Annotated in this window: 26 protein-coding genes; 14 read left to right on the top strand and 12 right to left on the bottom strand. The window is 38.8% G+C overall.

Annotation, left to right across the window (positions count from 1 at the left end):
* The first annotated feature begins 48 nt into the window (after positions 1–48).
* Positions 49–1941: a biosynthetic arginine decarboxylase gene (speA, locus tag FHG85_RS08875; RefSeq protein WP_173075020.1), complete on the top strand. Its 1893-nt coding sequence runs from the start codon at positions 49–51 to the stop codon at positions 1939–1941.
* 52 nt (positions 1942–1993) lie between these two features.
* Here the strand turns inward: speA and FHG85_RS08870 are convergent, their stop codons facing one another.
* Positions 1994–3364 (bottom strand): TlpA family protein disulfide reductase, encoded by a 1371-nt coding sequence (locus FHG85_RS08870; RefSeq protein ID WP_173075018.1) that lies wholly within the window; start codon positions 3362–3364, stop codon positions 1994–1996.
* An 8-nt stretch (positions 3365–3372) separates the two neighbouring features.
* The gene (locus FHG85_RS08865; RefSeq protein WP_173075016.1) at positions 3373–6543 is read right to left on the bottom strand and encodes a PAS domain-containing hybrid sensor histidine kinase/response regulator; all 3171 of its coding nucleotides are present in this window, start codon (positions 6541–6543) and stop codon (positions 3373–3375) included.
* A gap of 300 nt (positions 6544–6843) precedes the next feature.
* On the opposite strand from FHG85_RS08865, the gene FHG85_RS08860 reads away from it, so the two are divergent.
* Entirely contained in the window at positions 6844–7266 is a 423-nt protein-coding gene (locus tag FHG85_RS08860) for an Hsp20/alpha crystallin family protein (protein WP_246249196.1), read from the top strand.
* Between the two features lie 68 nt (positions 7267–7334).
* Here the strand turns inward: FHG85_RS08860 and pyrI are convergent, their stop codons facing one another.
* The 4 genes from pyrI to FHG85_RS08840 form a co-directional block, all read right to left on the bottom strand.
* Positions 7335–7793 (bottom strand): aspartate carbamoyltransferase regulatory subunit, encoded by a 459-nt coding sequence (pyrI, locus tag FHG85_RS08855; protein ID WP_173075012.1) that lies wholly within the window; start codon positions 7791–7793, stop codon positions 7335–7337.
* Positions 7794–7806: 13 nt separating this feature from the next.
* Positions 7807–8715 (bottom strand): aspartate carbamoyltransferase, encoded by a 909-nt coding sequence (gene pyrB / locus FHG85_RS08850; protein WP_173075010.1) that lies wholly within the window; start codon positions 8713–8715, stop codon positions 7807–7809.
* 61 nt (positions 8716–8776) lie between these two features.
* On the bottom strand, positions 8777–9394 hold the full coding sequence (locus FHG85_RS08845) for an IMPACT family protein (protein ID WP_173075008.1): 618 nt from the start codon (positions 9392–9394) through the stop codon (positions 8777–8779).
* Positions 9395–10279, bottom strand: a complete 885-nt coding sequence (locus tag FHG85_RS08840) for a hypothetical protein (protein ID WP_173075006.1) — start codon at positions 10277–10279, stop codon at positions 9395–9397. It lies immediately after the preceding gene.
* A gap of 167 nt (positions 10280–10446) precedes the next feature.
* Here FHG85_RS08840 and FHG85_RS08835 point away from each other — a divergent pair, with 167 nt between their 5' ends.
* The 9 genes from FHG85_RS08835 (at position 10447) to FHG85_RS08795 (ending at position 17715) form a co-directional block, all read left to right on the top strand.
* Entirely contained in the window at positions 10447–11253 is an 807-nt protein-coding gene (locus tag FHG85_RS08835) for a hypothetical protein (protein WP_173075004.1), read from the top strand.
* A 112-nt stretch (positions 11254–11365) separates the two neighbouring features.
* On the top strand, positions 11366–11740 hold the full coding sequence (locus FHG85_RS08830) for a hypothetical protein (protein WP_173075002.1): 375 nt from the start codon (positions 11366–11368) through the stop codon (positions 11738–11740).
* The gene (locus tag FHG85_RS08825; RefSeq protein ID WP_173075000.1) at positions 11737–12177 is read left to right on the top strand and encodes a LexA family protein; all 441 of its coding nucleotides are present in this window, start codon (positions 11737–11739) and stop codon (positions 12175–12177) included. The genes FHG85_RS08830 and FHG85_RS08825 overlap by 4 nt, the downstream gene beginning before the upstream one ends.
* A gap of 2 nt (positions 12178–12179) precedes the next feature.
* Positions 12180–13442: a Y-family DNA polymerase gene (locus FHG85_RS08820; RefSeq protein ID WP_173074998.1), complete on the top strand. Its 1263-nt coding sequence runs from the start codon at positions 12180–12182 to the stop codon at positions 13440–13442.
* A gap of 99 nt (positions 13443–13541) precedes the next feature.
* Positions 13542–14804: a sugar MFS transporter gene (locus FHG85_RS08815; protein WP_173074996.1), complete on the top strand. Its 1263-nt coding sequence runs from the start codon at positions 13542–13544 to the stop codon at positions 14802–14804.
* Between the two features lie 164 nt (positions 14805–14968).
* On the top strand, positions 14969–15655 hold the full coding sequence (locus FHG85_RS08810; RefSeq protein WP_173074994.1) for a fumarate hydratase: 687 nt from the start codon (positions 14969–14971) through the stop codon (positions 15653–15655).
* Positions 15652–16368: a DUF3307 domain-containing protein gene (locus tag FHG85_RS08805; RefSeq protein ID WP_173074992.1), complete on the top strand. Its 717-nt coding sequence runs from the start codon at positions 15652–15654 to the stop codon at positions 16366–16368. The genes FHG85_RS08810 and FHG85_RS08805 overlap by 4 nt, the downstream gene beginning before the upstream one ends.
* 322 nt (positions 16369–16690) lie before the next feature.
* Entirely contained in the window at positions 16691–17086 is a 396-nt protein-coding gene (locus FHG85_RS08800; RefSeq protein ID WP_173074990.1) for an acyl-CoA thioesterase, read from the top strand.
* 53 nt (positions 17087–17139) lie between these two features.
* On the top strand, positions 17140–17715 hold the full coding sequence (locus FHG85_RS08795) for a hypothetical protein (RefSeq protein WP_173074988.1): 576 nt from the start codon (positions 17140–17142) through the stop codon (positions 17713–17715).
* 19 nt (positions 17716–17734) lie between these two features.
* On the opposite strand, the gene FHG85_RS08790 is transcribed toward FHG85_RS08795, so the two are convergent.
* On the bottom strand, positions 17735–18628 hold the full coding sequence (locus FHG85_RS08790) for a DMT family transporter (RefSeq protein WP_173074986.1): 894 nt from the start codon (positions 18626–18628) through the stop codon (positions 17735–17737).
* Between the two features lie 114 nt (positions 18629–18742).
* On the opposite strand from FHG85_RS08790, the gene FHG85_RS08785 reads away from it, so the two are divergent.
* A complete protein-coding gene (locus tag FHG85_RS08785) occupies positions 18743–19189 on the top strand; it encodes an alanyl-tRNA editing protein (RefSeq protein WP_173074984.1) in 447 nt (148 codons plus the stop codon).
* A 7-nt stretch (positions 19190–19196) separates the two neighbouring features.
* Here the strand turns inward: FHG85_RS08785 and FHG85_RS08780 are convergent, their stop codons facing one another.
* From FHG85_RS08780 to FHG85_RS08770, 3 genes are read right to left on the bottom strand one after another with little or no spacing between them, the layout of a single operon-like run.
* Positions 19197–19394, bottom strand: a complete 198-nt coding sequence (locus tag FHG85_RS08780) for a PLDc N-terminal domain-containing protein (protein WP_173074982.1) — start codon at positions 19392–19394, stop codon at positions 19197–19199.
* 14 nt (positions 19395–19408) lie between these two features.
* Complete coding sequence (locus FHG85_RS08775; RefSeq protein WP_173074980.1) at positions 19409–19702, bottom strand: sll1863 family stress response protein; 294 nt, start codon at positions 19700–19702, stop codon at positions 19409–19411.
* 12 nt (positions 19703–19714) lie between these two features.
* The gene (locus FHG85_RS08770) at positions 19715–20179 is read right to left on the bottom strand and encodes a methylglyoxal synthase (RefSeq protein ID WP_173074978.1); all 465 of its coding nucleotides are present in this window, start codon (positions 20177–20179) and stop codon (positions 19715–19717) included.
* Between the two features lie 410 nt (positions 20180–20589).
* Here FHG85_RS08770 and FHG85_RS08765 point away from each other — a divergent pair, with 410 nt between their 5' ends.
* Together FHG85_RS08765 and FHG85_RS08760 are read left to right on the top strand one after the other, a co-directional pair.
* Positions 20590–21351 (top strand): phosphatase PAP2 family protein, encoded by a 762-nt coding sequence (locus tag FHG85_RS08765; RefSeq protein WP_173074977.1) that lies wholly within the window; start codon positions 20590–20592, stop codon positions 21349–21351.
* 1 nt (position 21352) lies between these two features.
* A complete protein-coding gene (locus FHG85_RS08760; RefSeq protein WP_220429193.1) occupies positions 21353–22615 on the top strand; it encodes an MFS transporter in 1263 nt (420 codons plus the stop codon).
* Between the two features lie 117 nt (positions 22616–22732).
* On the opposite strand, the gene FHG85_RS08755 is transcribed toward FHG85_RS08760, so the two are convergent.
* Together FHG85_RS08755 and ribD are read right to left on the bottom strand one after the other, a co-directional pair.
* The gene (locus FHG85_RS08755; RefSeq protein WP_173074975.1) at positions 22733–24142 is read right to left on the bottom strand and encodes a S41 family peptidase; all 1410 of its coding nucleotides are present in this window, start codon (positions 24140–24142) and stop codon (positions 22733–22735) included.
* Between the two features lie 112 nt (positions 24143–24254).
* Positions 24255–25343: a bifunctional diaminohydroxyphosphoribosylaminopyrimidine deaminase/5-amino-6-(5-phosphoribosylamino)uracil reductase RibD gene (gene ribD, locus FHG85_RS08750; protein WP_220429192.1), complete on the bottom strand. Its 1089-nt coding sequence runs from the start codon at positions 25341–25343 to the stop codon at positions 24255–24257.
* Positions 25344–25364: the final 21 nt, after the last annotated feature.

Raw genomic sequence — 25364 nt, 5'->3', positions numbered from 1 at the left:
AAGTAACTGAATGCTAGATGTTTAATTATTCAACTGTAAATTCGACAAATGAGAAAATGGCGCATTGAAGATTCAGCTGAACTGTATAATATTACAGGCTGGGGTGTAAAGTACTTCTCCATTAACGAAAAGGGGAATGTTGTGGTTACACCTAAAGATAATGGAGTTGAAGTTGATTTGCGTGAGCTAGTTGATGAACTTCAGGTGCGTGATGTTGCTGCACCAATGCTAATCCGATTTACAGATATCCTGGATAATCGGATTGAGGATATGACTCGTTCATTTAAACAAGCTGCCGAGGAGTATGACTACAAGGCTAAAAATTTTATCATTTACCCTATTAAGGTGAATCAGATGCGCCCGGTGGTTGAGGAGATTATCAACCATGGCAAAAAATTCAATATTGGGTTAGAAGCTGGCTCTAAACCAGAACTGCATGCTGTTATTGCAAGTAATCCATCCAACGAATCACTTATTATTTGTAATGGGTATAAGGATGAGGATTATATTGAACTTGCCTTGCTTGCTCAAAAAATGGGAAAGAAAATATTTGTTGTTGTTGAGAAGCTAAACGAGCTAAAACTTATACATAAGGTATCGCAACGTTTAAAGATTAAACCTAACCTTGGAATTAGGATAAAACTTGCTAGTACAGGTAGTGGGAAATGGGAGGAATCAGGAGGCGATGTAAGTAAGTTTGGGTTAACCTCAAGCGAATTGCTTACAGCATTAGATTTCTTGGATAAGAATGATTTAAAGGAAAGCCTAAAACTGGTTCATTTCCATATTGGTAGCCAGGTAACTAAGATACGTCGTATAAAAATCGCACTTCGCGAAGCATCGCAGTTTTATGTTCAGCTACGGTTAATGGGTTACAATGTTGAATTCGTTGATATTGGTGGAGGTCTTGGGGTCGATTACGATGGTACCCGTTCGGCTAACAGCGGAAGCAGTATCAACTATAGCTTGCAGGAATATGTGAATGATTCAGTATCTACCCTAGTTGATGCAAGCGATAAGAATAATATCCCTCATCCAAACATTATTACAGAGTCGGGACGATCGCTAACTGCCCATCATTCTGTGTTAATCTTTGAAGTGCTTGAAACAGCATCACTTCCATCATGGGACGAAGAGGATGAACTACCTGAAGATGCTCATGAACTTGTGGTGGAGTTGTATGAGCTGTGGAATAACCTGAATCAACCACGAATGCTGGAAACATGGCACGATGCTCAGCAGATTCGTGAAGAGGCCCTTGACCTTTTTAGTTTGGGTATGCTTGATTTGAAAACAAGGGCGCAGGTTGAAAAGCTCTTTTGGTCAATTGCTCGTGAAACATATGATATGTCTGCTAGATTAAAGCACGTGCCAGATGAACTTAAAACCCTTCCTAAGCTTTTGGCCGATAAGTATTTCTGTAACTTTTCCCTATTCCAGTCACTACCCGATGCCTGGGCTATTGATCAAGTATTCCCTATAATGCCAATTCAACGACTTAATGAAAAACCCGATAGGGTGGCAACCCTCCAGGATGTAACCTGCGACTCAGATGGAAAAATTGATAATTTCATCTCAACTAAAAATATATCATACTTCCTTCCCGTTCATTCCAAAAAGTCAAAAGACTCTTACTATATAGGTGTTTTCCTAGTTGGTGCCTATCAGGAGATTCTTGGTGACCTTCATAACCTTTTTGGCGACACTAATGCAGTGCATGTTTCGGTTAATGATAAGGGTTATAGTATAGATCAAGTGATTGATGGTGAAACGGTTGCCGAGGTTCTTGAATACGTTCAGTATAATCCTAAGAAGATGGTAAGAACCCTTGAAACCTGGGTAACTAGTTCTGTTAAGGCTGGTTTGATTTCACCTAAGGAGGGTAAGGAGTTTCTTTCGAATTACCGTTCTGGTCTTTACGGCTATACCTATTTGGAATAGTTTACATTAGTTAAAAATATTAGAAAGCCCGTTTTGCGGGCTTTCATTATTTCTACTTGAGGTGTTTCTCTAAAAATACCTTTACTTGAATTGGGGTTGATGGTCGTGATACTATGTTTACCTGATTGTCAATAAGGAACATTTTGGGTGTTTCGTCAACGTTGTAGCCTAGAATTATCTTATTGCTTTCGTCGTAAGGAACCAATGCATTTTTCCAATTCAAGTTATTCTTTGTGATAAAATCTAAATAGGCGTCTTTTTCTTCATCTATACAGATGGCAACCACATCGAAACCTTTGTTTGCGAAATTTTTGTAAATCTGGTAGATTTCAGGAACACTTTCGATACAATGGGGGCACCATACCGACCAAAATACAACAAGAGTATATTTTGAATTGGTTTTTGATAGTTTAAAACGTTTCCTTTCGCCAGTGAGTTTTACCTTGAAATCGTATGCCTTTTTGCCAGAAAGGAGTTCGCTTTCTAGCATTTGGCGTGTTCTGAACTCAATATTGCTAAATGCCTGGCAAGTATTTGCTTTCTTGTAGTGCATTAGCGTTTCAATCACCTTAAAATAGTCGGTATCGGCAAAACCATTGCATAGTGAGTTAATCACCTTTTCTTTTACAAGATCGTGTGCTGGTAGTTCTAGCAGCTTGTTAAGGTATGCTGCAATAAGGGAGTCTTGTTCTTCCATGGTATATGCCCCTTCGCACAGCAAAAGTTCAAGATAATCCCAAACGCGAGGTATAAACGTGGGTAAGTTTACAATATTTGGATTAGTTAGGTCTATACCTTTCCACCAGGCATCGGCTTGCTCTTTTTGGGTAGCACATTCTTCGGTGCTAGTTGTAACCATTGGTGTTATGTCCAATAGAATGGCGCTTGTAACCAAATTATCATTAGCCTTACTTGCTAATTCTTTTCCTTTTAGATAACGGTTAAGCTCAATATTTTTTTGCTCATTGTTTAGCATCTGGTAAAACATCGAGCTTGGTTCGTAATATTTTTTTAGCGATTCGATATGCCAAAGCTGCTGCTCGGTTCTTTGCTTTAACTTTTGAAAGCCAATGAAAACTTTGTTGTTGTTTGAGGATATCACCTTAAGGCTGTCTTCAACAGCAAAGGAGTAGGTTTCGAAGACAATTGCGGAATCATTTGAAACAATAAAATCGAATGATCTACCCTTTCCAATAACTATTTTATAGATTCCTTTTGGTGCATTTTTATCAAGCACGAATTGATATTTACCATTTGCCGATGGTCTGCAAGAATCAACAGCAACATTTTCTTTCCCATGGTAGCTGTAGAGTTTAGCTTTTGTTCCAATTGATTGTTTAACGTTTATAATAATAGTTGTTTGAGCCAACCCAATGTTAAGTATTAGTGCAGATGCGATTGTTGCAAAGATTTTGATATTCATGATTATATCTATTTTATTAGGTATTGTGCTAATTTACTTTTTAGCTGATTAGGTTTAAATGGCTTTAGAACGAAATCGTTCATGCCAATGCCAAATATTTTTTTTTGAACATCCGATAGCGCAGATGCGCTAAGCGCTATTATGGGGATATTGGCTTTCCCTTTATCAGGAAGTTCCCTAATTGCTTTTGTGGCCTCGTAACCATCCATCTCAGGCATTTCAAGGTCCATGAGAATTAGATCGAACTGCTCCCTTTTTAATAACTCTAAAGCTTCAACTCCATTATTAGCATGTTCAAAGTTTATGCCCCAGTTTGAAAGAAAGCGTTTTGCTATTAGCGTGTTTAACTCGTTGTCCTCAACAAGTAGAACCTTATATCTGTTTGGTTCGAAAGTAATATCAAGAGTTTCCTCTTCGTTACTTGTTTGGGGCTTCTTGCCAATTTCAAAATTGATGGTGAAGAAGAAACTAGATCCTTTACCCTGCTCACTTTCAATCTCAATTTTACCACCCATCAGCTTTACAAGCCTTTGTGAAATGGCAAGCCCTAAACCAGTTCCTGAGAACTTATTTTTGTCATCGTGTACCTGAGTAAATTCTTCGAATATCTCATTCCGTTTCTTTTTTGATATCCCAATACCCGTATCGCTTACTTCAAAGTATACCGATGCAATGTTGTTTTCTATTTTAGCAAGTTTTGCAATAAATTTAACCTCACCTTTTTCGGTAAACTTAATGGCATTCCCTATTAGGTTGGTTAAAACTTGGTTAAGTCGGACTTTATCGCCTAGCAGAACTTGAGGGATTTTTGAGTCGAGAATATGTTTAAGCGCTATTCCCTTTTTGCTCGCCATTCCATTAAAAGTGCTCAGTAATCCTTTAAACAGTTCTTGAATATTCGTTTCAGTTTTTACTAAGTCGAATTTGCCTGCTTCAATTTTGCTGTAATCGAGTATATCGTTCAGGAGAGAAAGTAGATTTTCTGCGGCGTATTTTAATGAGTTGAGGCTATCAAGCTGTTCGGGCTTTGGATTTTCGTCAATTAGTAGGTTAGCCATACCAATGATGGCGTTCATTGGGGTCCTGATTTCGTGGCTCATAGTTGAAAGGAAACGCTCTTTTGCCCTGCTGGCTTGCTCCGCAAGCTCTTTTGCTTTACGAAGCTCTTCTTCGTTAAGGTGCGATTCAAGTGCAGCCGAAAGGATATTGGTCATTGTTAACAGGAATTCTCGGTCGTCGGCAGCAGTAACCTTTTCGCCATAAGGGTAATCAACTCCAAAAATTCCATGGAATTTACCTTTTACATTTAAAGGGAATATAAGTAGGTGTTGGCTTTGCGTTATTTTTCTGAGTTCCTTGTAGTATGGCATGCTTGCACCTGAAACATCCAGAATGCTTTTGGTATTATCTTCAAAGTGTGAGGTTATTTCGTTTCGATTCGTGTTGTAAAATTCTTCAAGAATAGATTTTAGTTTGATGTCGGTATTTTTTGAATTTAAGTAGATTATATTTCCGTTATCGCTATTTGCAATTAAAAATCCTTTTCTTATCCCAATCTCTTTGACAATAATTGAGAGCGCAACGTTTGTTTTGTTGTCGAATGTTTGTGTGGTATTAAATAGAAATGAGGTTTTGGTTAGCACGATTTGCCGCTCAAGGTTTCTTTGCTGTTTTATCTGGTTGAACTTTTGTTCTGTTATTCTGCGGGCAATACCTGTTGTAGCAATTACCTTATTTGCAGTACCCATAACGGGTGTTATATGAAATTCCCACCACTCTTTTATGCCTCTTTCTCCTTCGTGAATCTCCCATCTTTTTGCAGTTTTTTCAGCAATTACTGCTTTTTCATTAGCTATGATTGAGTCAAGAAGCTGTTTGCCCCAAAAATCGGAATGTGACTTGCCAAATACTTGCGTTCCTTGAATATCAAAAAACGATGTGAATTTTTTGTTAGCGAGAAGATATCCCTTTTTGGTGTCCTTAAGCCATGCAATAAAAGGCAGATTATCTAATGTGCCTTTAAGTTGTACCCTACTTTTGGCTAGTTCTTCCTCAATGTGCTTCCTATATGTGATGTCACTCATTGCAGAAAGTAGGCACTCTTGTCCGTTAATCGTAATTTTTTCTGCTGAAAGCAGTGCTGTTATTGATTCGCCAGATTTGCTGGTGAGTTCAATCTCAATGTTCTCAACCTTTCCGTATCGTTTTACTCTATCAGCCAGATCGTTCCTTTTATCAATTTGCTTAAAAATGTCCAGTTGTTCGGAACTCTTTCCAATAATATCATCGTGACTAATTCCAACTTTTTCAAGGAAGGCCTTGTTTACATCGAGGTATATTCCTTCATCAAGTGTTGAAATGGTCATCATTATAGCACCAGAGTTAAAGGCTTTGTAAAACTTTTCCTCCGATTGCCTAATACTGTTTTCGGCCTTTACCCTTTCGGAGATATCACGAGCGATAACAAAGATTACGTCGCGTTGTCGCCATGTTCCTTTTATCATTCTTACCTCAAAAGGAATAGGTTTTCCCGTTCTTGTTGTTAATTCTGTGTTGTAAGATTTTCTGTCTCCGTCAAAAACCTCCATGAGGATAGTTATGGCCTTTCCTCGTTCATTCTCGGAGTGAATTCTTACAAACGATTCCAGCAGTATTTCATGCTCCTTATATCCTAAAGTTGTAAGAACAGAGTTGTTTATGTGAACAATGTTGTAGTTGTGATTTACGATGAATACAAGGTCGCCAAAGGCATTGACTAGCATGCTCAGGTTCTGCTCCTGATTAATCATGCTTTCCTCAACCTCTTTCTGGTAGGTTATGTCGTAACTTGTGCAAAGTAGCGCAGGGGCTCCTTTCCAATCGATGATAGAAAAAATGGTTTTAATCCATTTTAATTCATCGTGAATAGTTAAGATGCGTAGTATAAAGCTGTTTGAACTATGCTTTCTAATTTCTGCAAAGTTGTTTGAAAACAGTATTCTTACTAATTTCTTATCTTTTTGAAATACTATATCAAGAAACCTTGTACCTATTATTTTGTCTAATGAGTAACCGGTTAGCTTAGCAAAACTAGGATTGGCAAAAACAATGTTGAAATCTTGAATTACATAAATGCTACTCTCGTTTTGGTTAATTAGCGGTGTGAGGTCAATGCTATCTTTTTTAATATCGCTTTTCATATGCCTTAAAAATCACAATTGCAAAATATACAAAAATATGCCGAATATTATTTATTGACATTTGGTTTAATTAGGAATGTCCTAAAATATTATTACTATTTTAATAAAAGAAAAGAGATAGGATGCGGGCAAGGATGAGGTTAAAAAATTCCATGAACACTTAAAATGACAATTTAGCATTATTTGTAAGTTAAAAATGACGAAATGACCTAATTTGATTGTTGGCATGCAGTTTGAAAATTGTTAGGTGAAAACATTGATGTCTAACCAAAAATAAGGGAGGGTAAAGCTATGATACCAATGTTACGTCGTAGAAGCACATTGCCTAGCCTGGTTGATGAGTTCTTTGGTGATGACATTATTCGTCGTTTCTTTGATGACACAGAGAGTGTAACCGTTCCTTCGGTTAATATTAAAGAAGGTAAGGACGATTACACAATTGAGGTGGCTGCTCCCGGGTTCGATAAAAAAGATTTTAAGGTTGAAATGAACAATAACGTGCTAGAGATTTCTAGCGAGAAAGAGGTTAAGGATGAGAGCAAGGATGAAAAGGTAATGCGCCGTGAATTCCGTTACTCTTCGTTCAAGAGGTCATTTGTCTTACCCGATACAGCAGACACCGATAAAATTAAAGCTTCATACAAAGATGGTATTCTAAACATTGTCATCCCAAAGAAAGAAGAGGCTAAGGAAAAACCCGTTCGTCAAATCGCTATTTCTTAACGGGTTCAAAAAACTTAAAAAGCCCCAAAAAATTGGGGCTTTTTTTTGTTTGGGTAGTATTGTATAGCTTATAAATATTGCATGTGTTCCTGATCGGTAATCTTTTCGCAGTAGTGGCATTTTAGCGAAACATTCTCTTTGTCTACAACCTTGAACTTAGGAGTAACATCTTCAGCATTGGTTATGCACTTAGGGTTAACGCACTTAACAATACCCGATATCTGGTCTGGTACCTCAACTAGCATCTTTTCGGCCACCTCGTAATTCTTGATTATGTTTAGCTTAGCGTGAGGGGCAACTATTGCTATTCGGTTAATCTCATCTCGTTCAAAATATTTGTCGGCAATCTTAACTATCGCTTTTTTGCCAAGCAGTTTGCTCTCTAGGTTTGTTCCAAAAGTTATCTGGTTGGGAATTTTATCTAAACCTAAAATGGTGATAACCTTAAATAGATTTTGTGCTGGTATGTGGTCAATCACGGTGCCATTTTCAATAGCGCTTACGCTTAGGTGCTTTTTGTCTTTCATAGCTATATTGTTTTTACTTTAAACCTAAAATTAGTGCCATTATGGCCATTCTGGTATAAACCCCATTTAGAGCTTGGGTAAAATAGTACGCTTTGGGTGAAGTGTCAACGTCGGTGTTAATCTCGTTTACACGAGGGAGTGGGTGGAGAACTTTCATGTTTTCTTTTGTACCCTCAAGCATGTGATTTCGTAATATATATGCATTCTTCACCTTTTCGTATTCCATTGGGTCTGAAAAACGTTCGCGCTGTACGCGGGTCATGTAAACTATGTCGGCATCTTTTATGTTCGGGGCAAGTTCTGAATGCTCTTCGTACTTCAACCCCAGCTCATCGAGATACATCTTATACTCTTTCGGCATTTTTAGCTCATCAGGCGAAATGAAAGTGAATGATGCTCCAAAACGACTCATGGCCATAAGTAAGGAGTGGACAGTACGGCCATATTTTAAGTCACCTACCATAACAATTTTTAGGTTGTCGAGTTTTCCCTGGGTCTTACGAATGGAGTATAGGTCGAGAAGCGTTTGGGTTGGGTGTTGGTTTGCACCGTCGCCTGCGTTGATGATGGGAACTGGCGAAACCTCGCTTGCGTAACGGGCACTCCCTTCAATGGGATGGCGCATTACAATCAGGTCGGAGTAGTTGGCAACCGTCAGAATGGTATCCTTTAGGCTCTCGCCTTTTGATACGCTACTGGTTGATGCTTCAGAAAATCCGATTACACGACCACCCAATCGGTTTACTGCACTTTCAAAACTTAGGCGTGTCCTTGTTGATGGCTCGTAGAAAAGCGTTGCAACTACCTTCCCTTCCATTAGTTTTGGGTTGGGGGACTTTTCAAACTCTTCGGCAAGGTCAAGAATTGAATAAATTTCCTCCTTGCTCAGGTCGTTGATCGATACCAAACTTTTGTTTTTCATACAATCATATTTAGTGTTACTGGTTTTTCCAAAAAAAAGCCCCGATAAACGGGGCTAAATATCAATCATCGTATTCAAAATCGGCAACAAGTCCATCAATCTTTGAACACCTGCTGGTGAACTCACTCTCCAGCGATTTGCGAACCCTTAACCTGATGAAACAGGTATTGTCGAAGTGCTGATCGATAAACTCCAGATTTAGCTCTTTTATCAGCTTCATGACATCATTCATAGTTACATATCCAAATGTTAGCTTGTATATGGTGTCCACCGTTTTGGTGATGATTTTGGCATTGGAGAGGGCATCTTGGGTTGCAGTTTTGTATGCATTGATAAGGCCTGAAACACCTAACTTAGTACCACCAAAGTACCTAATAACTACCACAAGCACATTGGTTACATCAAAGCTAAGTAGCTGCCCATGTATGGGTTTTCCCGCTGTTCCCGATGGTTCGCCATCGTCGTTGGCTCTCCAACTTTCCTTTTTTGCTCCTAAAATATATGCATAACAATGATGGCGGGCATCGTAATACTCTTCACGTAGTTTTGTCAATATGGCTTTTACCTCTTCTTCGGTTCGAACGGGATACGCTTTGGCTATAAACTTACTGCCTTTTTCCTTGTAAATTCCTTCCGAGGGTTCTTCAATTGTTTTATATGTGTCTGCTACCTCAGCCATTTAACTTTTCATTAAAATTGCTATCGCTAATACCGATAGCGCAATTCCTGCATAATTAGTTTTGCTTGGGCGTTCGCCAAAAAGGGCTAGCCCAACAATTGTTCCCGCAAGTACAACTCCCAAGTTGTTGATTCCAAACAAAATGGAGCCCTCCATCGTTTTGCCAAGGCTATTTGTGTGGTTTAGGGCTGCAACCATAAAATACATTGAACCAAAATTTGCTAGCCCAAGTATCGAGCCTAATAGCCAAGTTTTAATTCTCTTAAAATCATTAATGGCAGGCTTGTTAAACGGAAGAATGGCCAAGCCAACCAAACATGCCATGGAAAAAACAATGGCGTTGAAAATAGGGTTGAGCTCATTTGTCACAAAGAAATGCTGTGCTAGTTTTACTGAAGCATCAACTGTTCCAATGCCAAGGAATATTATTAATGGTAAGTAGGTTCTTTTGATAGGTTTTATTGTTCCCCTTTTTGGAGGTATCACTATAAGCACTACCGCAAAAAGAGCAGTGATTATTCCTATAGTCCGGATTATATTTAGCTTATCGTTCGAGTCAATGAGCACCGATACCAGTATAGGAATTATAACCGACATTTTAGCGGCTACCGATGTTATGGCAACACCTGCTGTTTGTGTGCTTCGTCCAAGAAAATGAAACATTACAATGAAAAGTGTGCCCATGCCAAGCATAAGCATTACAGGGAAAATACCTAGTTGGCTGGCAGCGCTAACATCACCACCAGCCAAAAAAAAACCAGCAATGCTGGCTGTGATGTAGTTAATTATTATTGCACTGAAATTATTAATGGAATGCCTATCGAGTAACTTGAATGTTATTAAAACACCTGTAGATGATAATATGCAGAGTAGTAAATAAAACATTCCTTTTGGTTTGTGCAAAGTTAATACATATCGGTGTATGCCACAAACTTTTTAATAAAATGTATTAACAATTAATTAACATGAAGTCAATGTTTAGGTAAACCGTATTATGGTATAAAATTTGTTTATTTTTTGTTGTGAATTTTTTAGTTTAAACTATGCAAAATATGAAAAAACTAATTCCTTATCTTTTGTCGATAGCGTTATTCGCTTCTTGTGCTTCTCCCAAGCCAGTTGTTAGGTTGACACCTAAGGAAACAAAAACAACATGGGAGCACGGCAAACAGTTTGTCAGCTACTTTAAGGATGCTTTTGTTGTTCATTGCGCTCACCATAGCACCGATGAAAATTACATAATCTTTGATGTTGAGGTTGTCAATTTAAGCGATAAAGAAGTTTTGGTTTGCCCTGAAAAGATGGTAATGTACACCGATAGCGGGAAATGGGATCCTGTAATTAATCAAATAGTTTACAGTACATTCCCTATTTACGCAGAAGATCCAGAGATGAGAATCTTAATGAATGACTTGGCACAGTCGCAGATTGAGGCCAATCAAAAAAATTTGACAACAGCTTCTGCAGTTACGGCTGCACTATCGATTCCGGTTCTGATTGCAGCGGCTTCGGCCGATGCAAAGGATGATAGCCAGCGAACAATAACTAGAACTGAGGTGGCCTCAATTGCAACAGAAACAACATTAGATGCGTTAGATATGTCAAAGGGTGTTAATGCCATTGGTAGCGAACTGATTTATTCATCAACTGATGCTTGGATAAACTACTCGTTACGAAAAACTACACTTTCCAAGAATGAGTCGGTTCGGGGGTTGGTTTATTTCAAAAAACCAGACCTAACAAAATATAAAGACCTAAGGATTGATGTTCCTATTGGTGAAGACAATTACATCACATTCAAATATCAGGCAAAACTTTACTATCCGGGTAATTATAATACAACACAACTGGCAAATTAGTTGTGAATGAGTAGGATAAATGAAAAGAGGCAGGAGCCTCTTTTTTATTTTTTTTACCTGCTTGTTGGTCCGCTTTCAATTAGTAAATTTGTAAACAACAAATTGGTTATGTATGAATAAAGAAACATTAATTAAAACTCTTGTAGAATCGGAGAAAGGTTTTACAGATGATGAAAGAACCAAACTTTTGGCTGGTTTCGATGAAATTTACCTGAATTCACGTATTCAGTATCATAAGCGATTGGCCAGAAAGCAGTCGTTTACCCTTTTTCTGCTTGTGGTATATGCCATTCTTGCCCTTGGGGTAATATTCTTTTTGAATCGAACAGATGCTTACATGTCGGGTTTGATTAAGGGGGTGATGAGTGGCTATTTAGTAGCATTGCTAATCCTTTTCCCAAAAACCACTAGAAATCATTCTCGTATTTCATCAGTACTTAAGGTGATAAAAAAGATTGAGGCAGCGAAGGACGAAATTGCAGAATGAAGCTTTTAGTAAAAACAAACAAAATAGACTTTTACTCGGCCGATACCACTACAGAACTATCGCTACCATTAGCCGAAGGTATTAAGGCTGGGTTTCCATCGCCTGCGCAGGATTATATCGATTTAGCTTTTGATTTGAATAAGGAGCTTGTTAAAAATCCCAGCTCTACTTTTTATGGTCGGGTGCGTGGCGATTCAATGGTTGACGAGGGAATTAACGATGGCGATATCCTGGTGATTGACAAGTCCATCCCTCCTGCCGATGGCCTAAAAGCAGTTTGCTATATCGATGGCGAGTTTACTCTTAAAACAATCAGAATAAAGAAGGATGGCATTTACCTTATGCCTGCAAATCCGGCTTACAAACCAATCCGGGTTACCGAGGAGAACGACTTTGTGGTTTGGGGCATTGTAACCTACGTTATTCATAAGTTCTAACCATGTACGTCCTTGCCGATTGCAACAACTTTTATGCGTCGTGTGAGCGGGTGTTTAATCCTTCGCTCATTGGAAAACCGGTAATTGTCCTGTCAAATAACGATGGCTGCGTTATTGCTCGCAGCAACGAGGCCAAGGCTTTAGGTATTAAAATGGGTGAGCCTGCCTTTAAAATCAAGGACACGATTGAAAGGCACAACGTTGCTGTTTTTTCTTCGAACTACACCTTGTATGGCGATATGAGCCAAAGGGTGATGAATACTCTTGCCAGCTTTACGCCCGATATCGAAATTTACTCCATTGACGAGGCTTTCCTTGGGCTGCACGGATTTAGGTATGTCGATTTAATTGAATATGCCAGCCAAATCCGTAAAACCACCATGCGAAATACCGGGATTCCCATTAGCCTGGGTATAGCGCCGACAAAAACCCTTGCCAAGGTGGCAAACCACATTGCCAAAAAGCAACCGGCTCATAATGGGGTGTATATGATTGCAACCGATGAGCAACGAGTGGAAGCGCTTAAAAATTATGAAATAGGCGAGGTGTGGGGAATAGGGCGCCAGTATAGTAAATTTCTGATGCGTTACGGAGTTAATACAGCCTACGATTTTACAAAAATGCCTGCTGGATGGGTGCGAAGACACATGTCGGTTGTGGGTTTAAGAACTCAGAAAGAGCTACTTGGTATCCCGTGTATCGATCTGGAGCATACAGCTCCACCTAAAAAAGCTATAGCAACTACTCGATCCTTTGGCGAGATGCAAACCGATTTGGGCTATCTAAAAGAGGCCGTTGCTTCGTTTGCTGCAAACTGTGCGCATAAACTACGTAAACAGAAATCGGTGGCGCAAATCGTTATGGTGTTTGCTCATACCAACTATTTTCGCGACGACCTGCCACAATACTCTGCCAGTAAAACAATTACTTTACCAGTGCCTACAAGTAGTTCCATTGAACTTGCTCATTATGCTATTGAGGCATTAAAAAGGATTTACAAGCCGGGTTACAGCTATAAGAAGGCGGGTGTAATAGTTAGTGGAATTTCTACAAATCAACATATTCAAACCTCGCTTTTTGATACAATAGATAGGGAAAAGCATAATCGGCTTATGGCTGCCATGGATAAGATTAACGACAAGTACGGCAGGGGCACAGTGAAAATAGCGGCGCAGGGCGCCGGAAGGAAGTGGAAACTTCGGCAGGAGAAGGTTTCTCCCAAATATACGACTAGTTGGAGCGATATAATTACGATTAAAGTTTAAATGAGGAAATCAAAAATCAAGATAAAAGATTATTTGAACTGCTTTCTCATTGACAATTTTCCTATTTTTGAAAAACCTTTGCTACAAAAATTTACAACCATGACTAAACCTAACGAGAGGGGCGGATTTTTGCCCATGCTTATTATTGGGGCACTTTTTTTCATTTTCGGTTTTGTAACCTGGCTCAACGGAATTCTTATTCCCTATTTCAAAATTTCATGTGAGCTAACCGATTTTGAGGCAACTTTAGTTGCTTTTGCCTTCTATATTTCGTACACTGTAATGGCATTGCCCGCAGCGTGGGTGCTTAAGAAAACGGGGTTTCATAAGGGGATGACGGTTGGCCTGCTGGTTATGGCTGCTGGAACGCTGCTATTTGTACCCGCTGCTCTTACAAGAACCTACTGGGTGTTTTTAAGCGGACTCTTTGTAATGGGGGCAGGTTTGGCTGTTTTGCAAACCGCAGCTAATCCCTATATCACCATAATCGGGCCGCGCGAAAGTGCTGCCCGTAGAATTAGCATTATGGGAATTTGCAATAAGGTTGCCGGGGCCCTGGCGCCCTTAGTGCTGGCTTACTACATTTTAAATGATGGCGATGCATTTGTTAAATCGTTAGAGGGGTTGGATGCAGCTGCCCGCACAGCAGCCCTCGATGCGCTGGCTCACAGAGCCATTAACCCGTATCTGGTAATGACCGCCATACTGGTGCTACTTGGAATTGCCATTAGGTATGCTCCGCTTCCTGATGTTGAGACCGAGGATGAGGCTGAAACGCTGAGCAATTCCACTCAAGGCAGGAGTAGTATCTTCCAGTTTCCGCAACTTATTTTGGGTGCTATTGCTCTGTTTTTCTACGTTGGAGTTGAGGTTATTGCCGGTGATACCATTATTCGATATGGAATGTCGCAGGGTGTAATGATTGATACCGCAAAAGCGTTTACGTCGTATACGCTTGTTGCCATGATTATCGGCTACCTGGCTGGGATTATTTTTATCCCTAGGGTAATTTCGCAACGTTCTGCTCTTATTGTCTCGGCCGTTCTTGGAATAGCACTTAGCATAATTGTAATTATAGGTGGGAGTACCACTTCAATACTAGCATTGGCACTGCTTGGTTTGGCAAATGCCTTGGTTTGGCCCGCCATTTGGCCTCTTGCTATTCACGACTTGGGTAAATTTATCAAAACCGGTTCGGCTGTTCTTATTATGGCCATTGCCGGTGGCGCCATTTTACCGCTGATTTGGGGTTACCTTTCCGATGTTTACTCTCCACAAACAGCTTACCTGATTCTGATTCCATCGTATCTTGTTATTCTGTTCTATGCAATAAAAGGATACAAACTTAGAAGTTGGCATTAGTTTTAAATGCTCCAAAATGTATTATGGAAAAATTTGAGTATATTTCTGATTGTAAGTTTTAGAAAAAAAATGTTTTCGTAATACTGCAAGATCATGTTAAAAATATCGGCTTTATTACCGATATATTAAAATTATCAGTATATTAGCCGATAAACTATTTTTTTATGAATTGCTCTACTATCTCAGCCGATGTTATCTCTTATACCTCCTTATTTGAGGATGAGAAGAGGGAGTTAGAAACCGGCATAAAAGAACTACTGTCTAACCTGACAAAGAAATATGAAAAATACTCATTTTACGGCAGGTTAGTTCAAGGCGATTATATTGAGTGTGCTATAAAATCACCTGAATATGCTTTAAGAATAGCCCTTTTACTTAAAACCTATGTTAAAACATTTCAATTTAAAAAGGAGAGGGGAAAGAGGGCGCGTTTAAAGTATTTCAATGAGCATGGAATAAGACTTGCCATAGCAGTTGCACCACTTGAAACAATTGACCCTGAAAATGGCATTATTGATGGGGAAGCAATTTACTTGTCGGGAAGGGCGATAAAAAACCTTTCTTCCTCGAACAAGCAGAAAATTGTTATTAAAAACACCATGTTCTTTTGTTCATCCGATAAAAAACAACAGGAGCAATTTGATACATTGCTCTCATTACTTGATACGATAATTTCAAAATGCTCAGCAAAACAAAGCGAGGTGCTTTACTATAAACTGCTTGGTTTAAGTGAAAAGGAGATATCAGAAAAGCTTAAAAGATATCAATCAACCGTTAGCCAGCATTCTACTGCAGCAGGTTGGCTCTCTATTGAAAAAGCAGTAACCTATTTTGAGAACACAATCCAATGATGGTAGCTCAACTTATTATCCTGCAGCTCATAGCCCATTTGCTATCCGATTTTATACTGCAACCACAACGCTGGTGCGATAAAAGATATTTAAAGGTTTTATCTCCATATCTTTTCTACCATGCAGCAGTTGTATTAATTACCAGCTATATTCTGTCTTTTGATTTTGGATTTTGGCGGGCTGCTATTTTGCTGACTGTTATCCACTCTTTAATCGATGGAGTAAAAAGCAGCCTGATTCGTAAAACACGGGCCGTTAACCTGTTTTTTGCCGACCAGCTTTTGCACCTCATCGCCATTACCGGTATTGTTTTATGGTATGATTATACTCATGGTATACATTTTTTGTTTGAGCTGGAAACTAGGACGTTAGCCATTATTGCAGGATTCATTCTTTGTACCAAGCCTGCCAATATTATCATTAAGTTCTTGTTTCTTGCTTTCTCAATTGAGACACCAGTTGAAAATTCTGATAATGATGAAGAAAAAGGTCTTCCTAATGCGGGAAAGCTTATTGGCATAACGGAACGACTGCTGGCTTTGGCATTAATTCTTGTTGGTCAGTACGAAGCGGTTGGGCTTATTATTGCAGCCAAGTCGATTCTAAGATTTAATGCGACCCAGAAAAGCGAATACGTATTGGTGGGAACCCTTTTAAGTTTTGGCATTGCGGTTTTTTCAGGAATAGTAATCAATTTAATTAACGGTGCTTAAACTGATAAATATGCTGTATCGATAAATTAACAGGTAGATAAAACAGTTTGGCATGGTGGCAAAACATACTGAATTAAAGATATGCCCCAAACCTGCCAGGGTAACCCAATTCTTGTTTTACGCCAATGCTCGAACAGTAAAATAAAGCAGCAAAAATGATTGGAATAAAATACAACAAGTTGTTAGACAAATAAAGTAGCAGTATGGGTTCGATAGGTAATAAAAGTAATCTGTATCGAGTTACCTTCGTTGCGAAGGTACAGAAAACCAGGCCCTATCCATACTGCTCAAATATATAACCATTAAAAATAGCAAAACGATTATGACGAACACTTTTGAGTTAGAGTTTGAAGTCAGGGACTACGAATGCGACCTGCAGGGAATTGTAAACAATGCTCGTTACCTTAATTACCTTGAGCATACCCGCCATAAGTTTTTGTTGAGCAAGGGAATCGATTTTGCCAAGCTGCACGATGAGGGAATTGACCTGGTTGTATCCCGCATCGAAATTGACTACAAATATTCCCTCACCAGTGGTGATAAATTTATTGTTAGGCTAAATGCGCATAAGGAGGGGTTCTTAAGGATGATTTTCGAGCAGGAGGTGGTTAAACTACCTGAGCAGAAGATTGCAGTAAAGGCAAAAGTTATAGGAGTAGGATTGAAAAATGGTCGTCCTATAAAAATTGATAGCATCCCTGGATTTGAAAGGTTTTAGCATATGTTATGGCATAATGATTGCACATTTGATTAAAAAAAATATTCAAAATTATGAAACGCGATATTTTATTAATCTTCATGCTGCTTACCTCGTGCTCAACTCATGTATGGAGACCATACAAGGCTGTTGATGATAGTTTTAGAAACTGTAAGCGAATTACTTACCAGATAAAGCGCTATCCAAAGGAGCGTAAGGTAAGAAACAATATCACTGAAATTACTTTTGAGCGAAACTACAGTTCAAACTTTGATAGCACCTTGATTTACTGGACTGTTGAGAGTAAAAGGCCCAAACTCCCACTTGCTAATAAATCATACATTAAAATTAATGGTGAGAGGTTTGAGCTGAAAAATGGAAGAATCAATACATCATCCCAGACTAGCACAAATACAAGTTATTCCAGTTTGAGTATTAACGACACCATTCAGATAGATAACGCGCTGCCAAATGTTTCATCCGAAACAAAATACTTTGATGTTTTTGTGACTCCACTCCCCAAAAAAGTTGTTGAAGAGTTCAAAAACGCTACAGATATAGAGTTAAGAACATATTTTGGATATCAACCTTATACATTTAGGTTTAGCAAAAAGCAGGTGGAAAGGTTACAGCAATTATCAAAAGAGTAAGTAGCGCTTACTTTCTATTCTATAATATCTTAGGCTTTCGTTTAAGGCTTGATAGGTAAACGCCTATCAGTATTATAATCATGGCGGTTATGTGAATTACACCAATGTGTTCGCCATCAATTATTCCCCAAACCAATGCAAAAAACGGAATTATGTATGTAACCGATGATGCAAATATTGCGCTTGTATAGTGTATCAGGTTGTTAAATACGAATAGTGTGATTACCGAACCAAATGCAGCCAGCGTAAATGTTGCCAGCATGCTGCTCCAGAAATAGGGCGATTGGAATGCGGCGGTGAAATTTGTAAAAGGGAGAATTATACCAGCTAAAGGTCCTATGAAAAAGAAAATCAGCGAGGTTATCTGAATACCATTAAGGCCTACAAGTTTAAATCGAATAAGGTTAGAGTTTATGCCATAAAAGAAGGTAGCCAGTACCACAAACAGGGCATAAACATTAATGTGTCCAAAAGAGTTGAATTTTCCATTAGTGATTAGAAGTGCGGCGCCAATAAATCCAATAATAACCCCGGTAATCTGGAACTTGTTGGGTTTATGTTTGAAAAGCCATACACCTGCAATTACAGTAAAGAAAGGTGTCAAACTGTTTAGTATTCCAGCAAGCGAACTAGAAATCTGAGTTTCAGAAAGAGTGAATAAAAAGGCTGGAAAAAAATTACCTATTAACCCACATCCTAAAAGAGGAAGGAAATTTTTCCGGTTAACCAGTTTTAGGTTCTTAATGGCAAGGGGTAGTAAAAGGATGAAACTAATAAAAATGCGAAGTGCAGCAACTTGAATGTATGTGAGAGCATCGAGGCCACGCTTCATGAGTATGAACGATGCACCCCAAACAAAGGCCATGAACATCATGGCAGCCCACTGCCACCTTTTTTTCGAGAGTTCAAACATATCCGTGAAAATATTTGCAAAAGTAATCTATTTATCAATTGTTGATGTTCATTCTTTGTTAATGGAACTTGTTTTTTATCTATTAAACCTATTTTTGCTAAAAAGATTGTAGCTATGAGTGAAAAGAATTACGACCCTCGCATGCATACTGCCGAGCACATTTTAAACCAAACCATGGTTCGGTTTTATAATTGTGGGAGAGCATTTAGTAGCCATGTGGAAAAAAAGAAATCGAAATGCGATTATAGGATATCCCATGCGTTAAGTCAGGATGAGGTTGAAAAGATTGAAAAAGCGGTAAATGAAGTTATTAATCAAGAACTTGATGTTACCGAAGAGTTTGCCCTTAAGGCTGATGCTATTAAATTTCTTGATTTGAGCAAACTCCCGCCCGATGCTCCCGACACCATAAGGGTGGTAAGAGTAGGTGATTATGATGCATGTGCATGCATAGGCCCGCATGTCGCTAATACAAGAGAAATTGGTCGATTTAGAATAATCTCAACCGATTTTAACAATGGGGTCGTAAGAATCAGATTCAAGTTGGAAAGCGATAAGTAATTTGTAATTAACCCCTTTTCTCCTTCTGCTTCAAAAGATACTTTCTTACCAAAGGGTAAAACAGCACGGTTAATGGGGGAGTGGTTATGCAAAACATAATCCATAAACCCCTGTTTGGAAATTTGTGTTTTAGAATGTCGATAAAAACAATTAGCCATGCCAATAAAAGCATGGCTATACCTGCATAAAGAGCAAATTCTTTCATTAGTAGTTTTTTTGTTATTCCTTTTTCTCAAAAATTGACCCCAACTTCTTAAAACCTTCTTTGAAAGAATCGAGGCTTGAGTTTACGGTTTCCTTAACCTCTTCCCATTTGCTGTCGGTGGAGTCGGCAAACTTTTCCATTTTTTCAACCATTTGGTCACGGAGTTGCTCTAGCTCTCTAATTCTTCCCTCAAACTCCTGCCTAACTTTTCCTGAAGCATTTTCAGCCTTAGCTGAGAGTTTGTCGATTTGGTCAAAAATTTCATCAATAGACTTTTTAACCTTTTCGCGATACTCTTCCCTGTTCATGGCTAAACTTTATTAGTAAACCTTTCGATTTATGTATTTGCTATAGTCCTTAACAACGGGTTTGTACTCATGCTCAAGAAGGGGTGAACTTATAAGATAATCGGCAGTTGAACGGTTGGTGGCAGTTGGAATATTATAAACCGTAGCAATGCGAAGAAGCGCTTTAACATCCACGTCGTGAGGTTGTGGTTGCATGGGGTCCCAAAAGAAAATTAGGATATCAATTTCGCCCTCTGCAATTTTAGCTCCAAGCTGCTGGTCTCCGCCAAGTGGCCCGGATTTGAGCCGGGTTAGCTGCAAATGGTCGCCCGCATCATTCTTCATCTTTATCAGTGCCTCTTCAACTAAACGTCCGGTTGTCCCGGTACAGATAAGTCTATGGTTAAGTAGTTTGGCCCAATTCCATTCAACCCATTCTACAAGGTCGCGTTTACGATTATCATGGGCCACAAGGGCAATAGTCTTTTGTGTGCTCATAGGTTTGAATTTTTCTTAGCAAAGATAATCAATATTGACTTTTGTCAGGTTTAAGTTTTGTTTAATCTTTCTAAAAGGATTCTTAACGACATTCGTGGATTTGATAATTTGTTTTTACTAAGAAACTCTATATTGCTGATTTATAGCAAAAATGCTTTCTGTTATTGCATAGGCAAATGCCTGTAGTGCTCCGGGATTCACTTTGTTAATTTTGTGGATTGCTGTGAGATAGCGGGTGTGCGTAAGATTTAGGTGTTTAAATCGAATTAATTTTAAGCGTAGTAGTAGGTGTAATCCTTAAGCAGTGTATAGCTGAGGGTTATTTTTTTGATATATGTCACAAACTCAGTGGTGAAAAAGTTTCAAAGTTGTATCGAAAAACATATTTTTGCAATTCCACAAATGAAAAGATGAAAGCCAATCGGATAATTTTATTTTTTGTTTTACTCTTATTGTCAATTAATCTTGTAGCTCAGAATTCCGATACATTACCGTTAAACAAAAGGAATTTTGAATACGAGTACGATTTAAAGTTTCGGAATACAATAATTCCTGCCGTGTTAATTAGTTACGGTATAATTGGTTTTGATAATCCCCATCTAAAGAGTTGGAATTTGGGAATAAGGAGCGAGGTGTTGGAGCATATAAATACCAAGTATCGTGCTGACGACTATTTTCAGTACGCTCCTGGTTTGGCGGTTTACATATTGGATGATGCAGGTTTAAAGGCTAAGCATTCCTTTTGGGATAGAACAGCGGTTCTAACGGGTTCTTTTTTGCTGCAAACCGCTGTTGTTCAGACATTAAAGTACACAACAAACGTAATGCGACCCGATAGCAGTGCAACCAATTCATTCCCATCGGGGCACACAACACTTGCCTTTTCCGGAGCGGAATTTTTGTGGCAGGAATACAAGGACCATTCTATTTGGATAGGCGTTTCAGGTTATCTTGTAGCCAGTACAATAGGTTTTGCCAGGGTAATAAACAATAAGCATTGGGTTACCGATGTGGTGGCTGGTGCGGGTATAGGTATACTTAGCACCAAAATCAGCTATTTTGCTTTTGAACGTTTAAAGTTTAAGAAGAACAAAACTAAAAAGGTTGTGGCGCTTGTTTCGCCATATTATGACTCAAAAAGCAAGGGTCTAAGATTCAAAATGCTATTTTGAGGTGTTTCGGTTTATCGATATTCGTTCATATTTTACAAGAGTTGGCTTTGCGTTTAGGGCGTTGAAGAGCCCAAACTTCCGAATGTTTTTTTCCGGCCAGATTGTATCCCTAATGGGTACATACATTCAGAATCTTGCTTTGGGATGGTTAATCTATCGCTTAACAAACTCCCCTTTTTTGCTTGGTGCTGTTGGCTTTGCTGGTCAGATCCCATCACTCTTTCTTACTCCTATAGCAGGTGTTTATGCCGATAGGTTAAATCGACGTAGGGTGCTTGTTGGAACACAAACTCTTTCAATGTTAATGGCGTTTACTTTAGCATTATTGAGTCTAACAGGTTTAATTCAAATTTGGCAAATAATTCTCATATCTGCGATTAATGGGCTAGCCCTTGCTTTTGATACACCATTCCGACATGCATTCCTTATCGAAATGGTGGGTGAAAAGGATTTACTTCAGAATGCCATTGCCCTGAACTCAACACTAATTAACTCGGCCCGTTTTATTGGTCCAACTATTGGTGGTTTCTTAATTGCATGGTTTGGCGAGGGGTGGTGCTTTTTTATTAACGGCGTTAGCTTCATGGCAGTCATTGCATCGCTTTTGGCCATGAGGGTTGCGTCACGCATAGTGAAGCGCAGCAAGGGGTCAGTGCTCCAAGAGCTGACCGAAGGTATAAGGTATTCGTTTAAAAATCAGGCAATACGAAACTTATTGTTGCTAATATCAGCAATCGGGTTTATAGGCTTGCCATTTCAGGTGTTCCTTCCCGTTTTTGCACGTGATATCTTAAGAGGTGATTCACAGATGTTAGGTTTTCTAACTGGGGCTCTAGGTGCTGGTGCTCTACTGGGGGCGTTTTACCTGGCTTCTAGGAAAGGAATAAAAGATTTACCTAAAGATATTCTTTTTGCATCTGCCATTTTTAGTGTTGGAATATTTGTCTTTTCATTATCAAATATTCCTTTAATATCTCTCGCTGTAATTTTCTTTATCGGTTTTGGTATGATTGTTCAGTTTGCTGCAGTTAATACTTTATTACAGCATATTGTTGACGAAAAGATGAGAGGTAGAGTGGTTGCTTTATATGGCCTGTCGTTTATGGGAATAACTCCTATTGGGAGTTTGCTTTTGGGTGCAATCAGCCCTTCAATAGGAGTACAGCTTACGTTGTCTATTTCTGGAGTGCTGTGTGTAGTAGCCCTTGTGCTTTTCGCAAGAAAGTCGAAGATAGTTAAGGAAGCAGCAATCATTGCCGATTAGTTAAATATTTGCCTTTAATGTTAATGGCTTGGGATTGTGCAGTTGCGATAAGGTAATTTATCTACTTCAAGCACAAATCAACCATGTTCAAGTTCTTAACCTTCAAGGTTAAGTGCGCTAATTTTGTTCTGCTTCAATTTTTCCCTTAGCAAACTTTATCCATTCAAGACGCATTACTGTTCTTGGTATTATTATATCAGGTTTAATACCGATGCCATCTATTCGTTCATTTTGAGGAGCAAGGGTTCTAGACATTGAATAGATTAATGTAAATAAGCTATCGGGTGAATTTATTGTAGTTACATTTGAAACATCAAGTGCACCAAAGGTGTTTGTCCCAACAATTTTCACTTTTGAACTTTGTTTTGCTTCTAAAATGAACTGTTCTGTTGAACTAGCACAGCCTTCGTTTACTAAAACATAAATTTTTGATGGATTTTTGTATATCTTTTTTTGTTTTACAGTAATGATTTCATCATCAAAAAGATTCACATATTGTCCGGGGTTTCTTTCTAGTTTTTTTATGTATTTCCTGATTAGGATTCTGGCCAAAAAAGAGCTGTTCATGCCTTTAAAGGATTCAATGTTAAGAGGCGTGGCCAAGAACTCTACTGAATGATATTGAATAGGATTTGTGTAGATTAATGGAACTAAGCTGCTAAAACTATTATCGGCTCCACCTCCATTGTCCCTTAAATCAATTATCAGGTTCTCGTGGCTTGTTATGGCTTTAAGATTCTTTGAGATGGCTTTGTCAATTTGATGCTTCTGGCTATACTCGAACGATGGTATTCTAATAAGCATTGTTTTATTTGAAAGCTCAACTACTTTGCATTGGTCAGTAAAAAGTATTTCTGACTCTAAAGGGTCAATGCTATTCATTTTACTTTTTCTAACCAAATATATATAACCAACTTTTAGCTCGTTATCGCTTAGCTGTTCAACATCAAATGTATTAAATGAGTGGTCGCGCATGTAGTAATTGGCCTTTAACTTATTATTGTTTTCAAAAAATTCAATTTTGATTTCTCCTTGTTTCCACTCAGGTGTTTTAGATTCAACTATGCTGCCAACATATTTTCGGTTGGAACTATCGTTTAATAATGTAATGCCAAGTGCATATGTGGAATCAATCTGCCAAATTCCTTGAATTCCTTTTTCAATTTTATTTAACTCATTTGTGTTGCACTCCATGGTTTTTGATACAAGGGTTGGTTTGTGAGTGTTGCTAGCAGTAGAGTTTGAGTAAATCCCAATGTGTCCTTTCCTGAAAAATTTTGTCCAATCGTTTAATAAGTTTTCGCAAGAAGTCATTTCAGATGTTACTTTAGCTATTGAAGTTATTGAATCGCTAAAATTATTATATGTTTCAACCCCTTTTTTGTTAATTGTCCATTCAAAACCAGCATCGTTTTTTTCAAATGTGTTTTTTAACCAAATGAAATCGTTGTAGCAATTGCATCTTTGGGAAAATGACTTAGCTGGAACTATCAAGCATAGCGCTAATATGGCTTTTTTAAAACTCATGATTTTTAAATTTTGTACAAAAAATATAATGTGGCATTATTCAAACTTTATGCCACAACACTAAAGATAGATGAAGTTAGTTGGAGTTAACTAGTTTTTTTATTTGATGAAGTTAGCCCTGTCTGCTTCTCCTGTAGACAAAAAGTTTGCTATCGCCAATTTCGTCATAAGAGATTAGTTTGCCTGAAAGGGTAGGGGCTTTTATTCCATCGCCAAAAAATTTGTTTCCAACAAACATGCGGGCTTCATCCCAAAGGTTCTTTTTAATGAAACTACTAAGAACCATACCGCCACCCTCAATGATTACCGAGATAATATCGCGTTCGGCAAGCTCTTTTAAGATTTGATTCTCAATCCCTTTGGCAAAATCAATGGTGATTATCTCAAGATTTTCGATACCAGTGAATTCATGCTTTCGGGCTTGAGAACTACTGTTGTTCCCGGTGATTAAAAGTGTTGGCTGACTACCGTCAAATACATTTGAGTTTAGTGGTAGTCGTAACTTCCTGTCAATAACAACTCGAACAGGGGGGCGGCCGCTCCAGTTTCTTACATTTAAGCGGGGGTTGTCTTTTTCAACTGTGTTGGTTCCAACAATTATGGCTTGCTCTTCGCTACGCCAGCGGTGAACCAATGAGCGGGCCAGCTCGTTAGTAATCCAGTTAGAGCCAACGGGCTCATTGGCCTCGCGGATTTTATCAATGAATCCGTCCATGGTTTGCGCCCATTTTAGGATAACGTAGGGGCGCTTTTTTGTATGAAAGGTGATAAACCTTCGGTTCAGCTCTTTTGCCTCATCTTCAAGTACGCCGGTAATTACCTCTTTGCCGCTATTCCGTAAAACCTCAATGCCACGACCTGCCACCTTGGGGTTTGGGTCGGTTGTTGCAATAACAACTCTTGGTATCTCATGCTCAATTATCCGTTCGGTGCAGGGTGGGGTTTTACCATAATGCGAACAGGGTTCCAATGAAACATATAAGGTTGATTCTTTTAGTAGCTCCTTGTTTTGTACAGAGTTTATGGCGTTCACCTCCGCATGCGCCTGCCCGTAAACGGCATGAAAGCCCTCGCCTATAATTTTACCATTATGAACAATAACTGCACCAACCAACGGGTTTGGCGCCACATTACCTTGTCCGCCAAGTGCTAGTTCAAGGCAACGCGCCATGTATTTACGGTGAACTTCGGCATTATCCATATTTTGCTTACTTTTGTTTTC

Source organism: Tenuifilum thalassicum (genome assembly GCF_013265555.1).
GTDB lineage: Bacteria > Bacteroidota > Bacteroidia > Bacteroidales > Tenuifilaceae > Tenuifilum > Tenuifilum thalassicum.
Note: the sequence above shows the minus strand (reverse complement) of the source record. Positions and strands in the feature narration are given on the sequence as shown.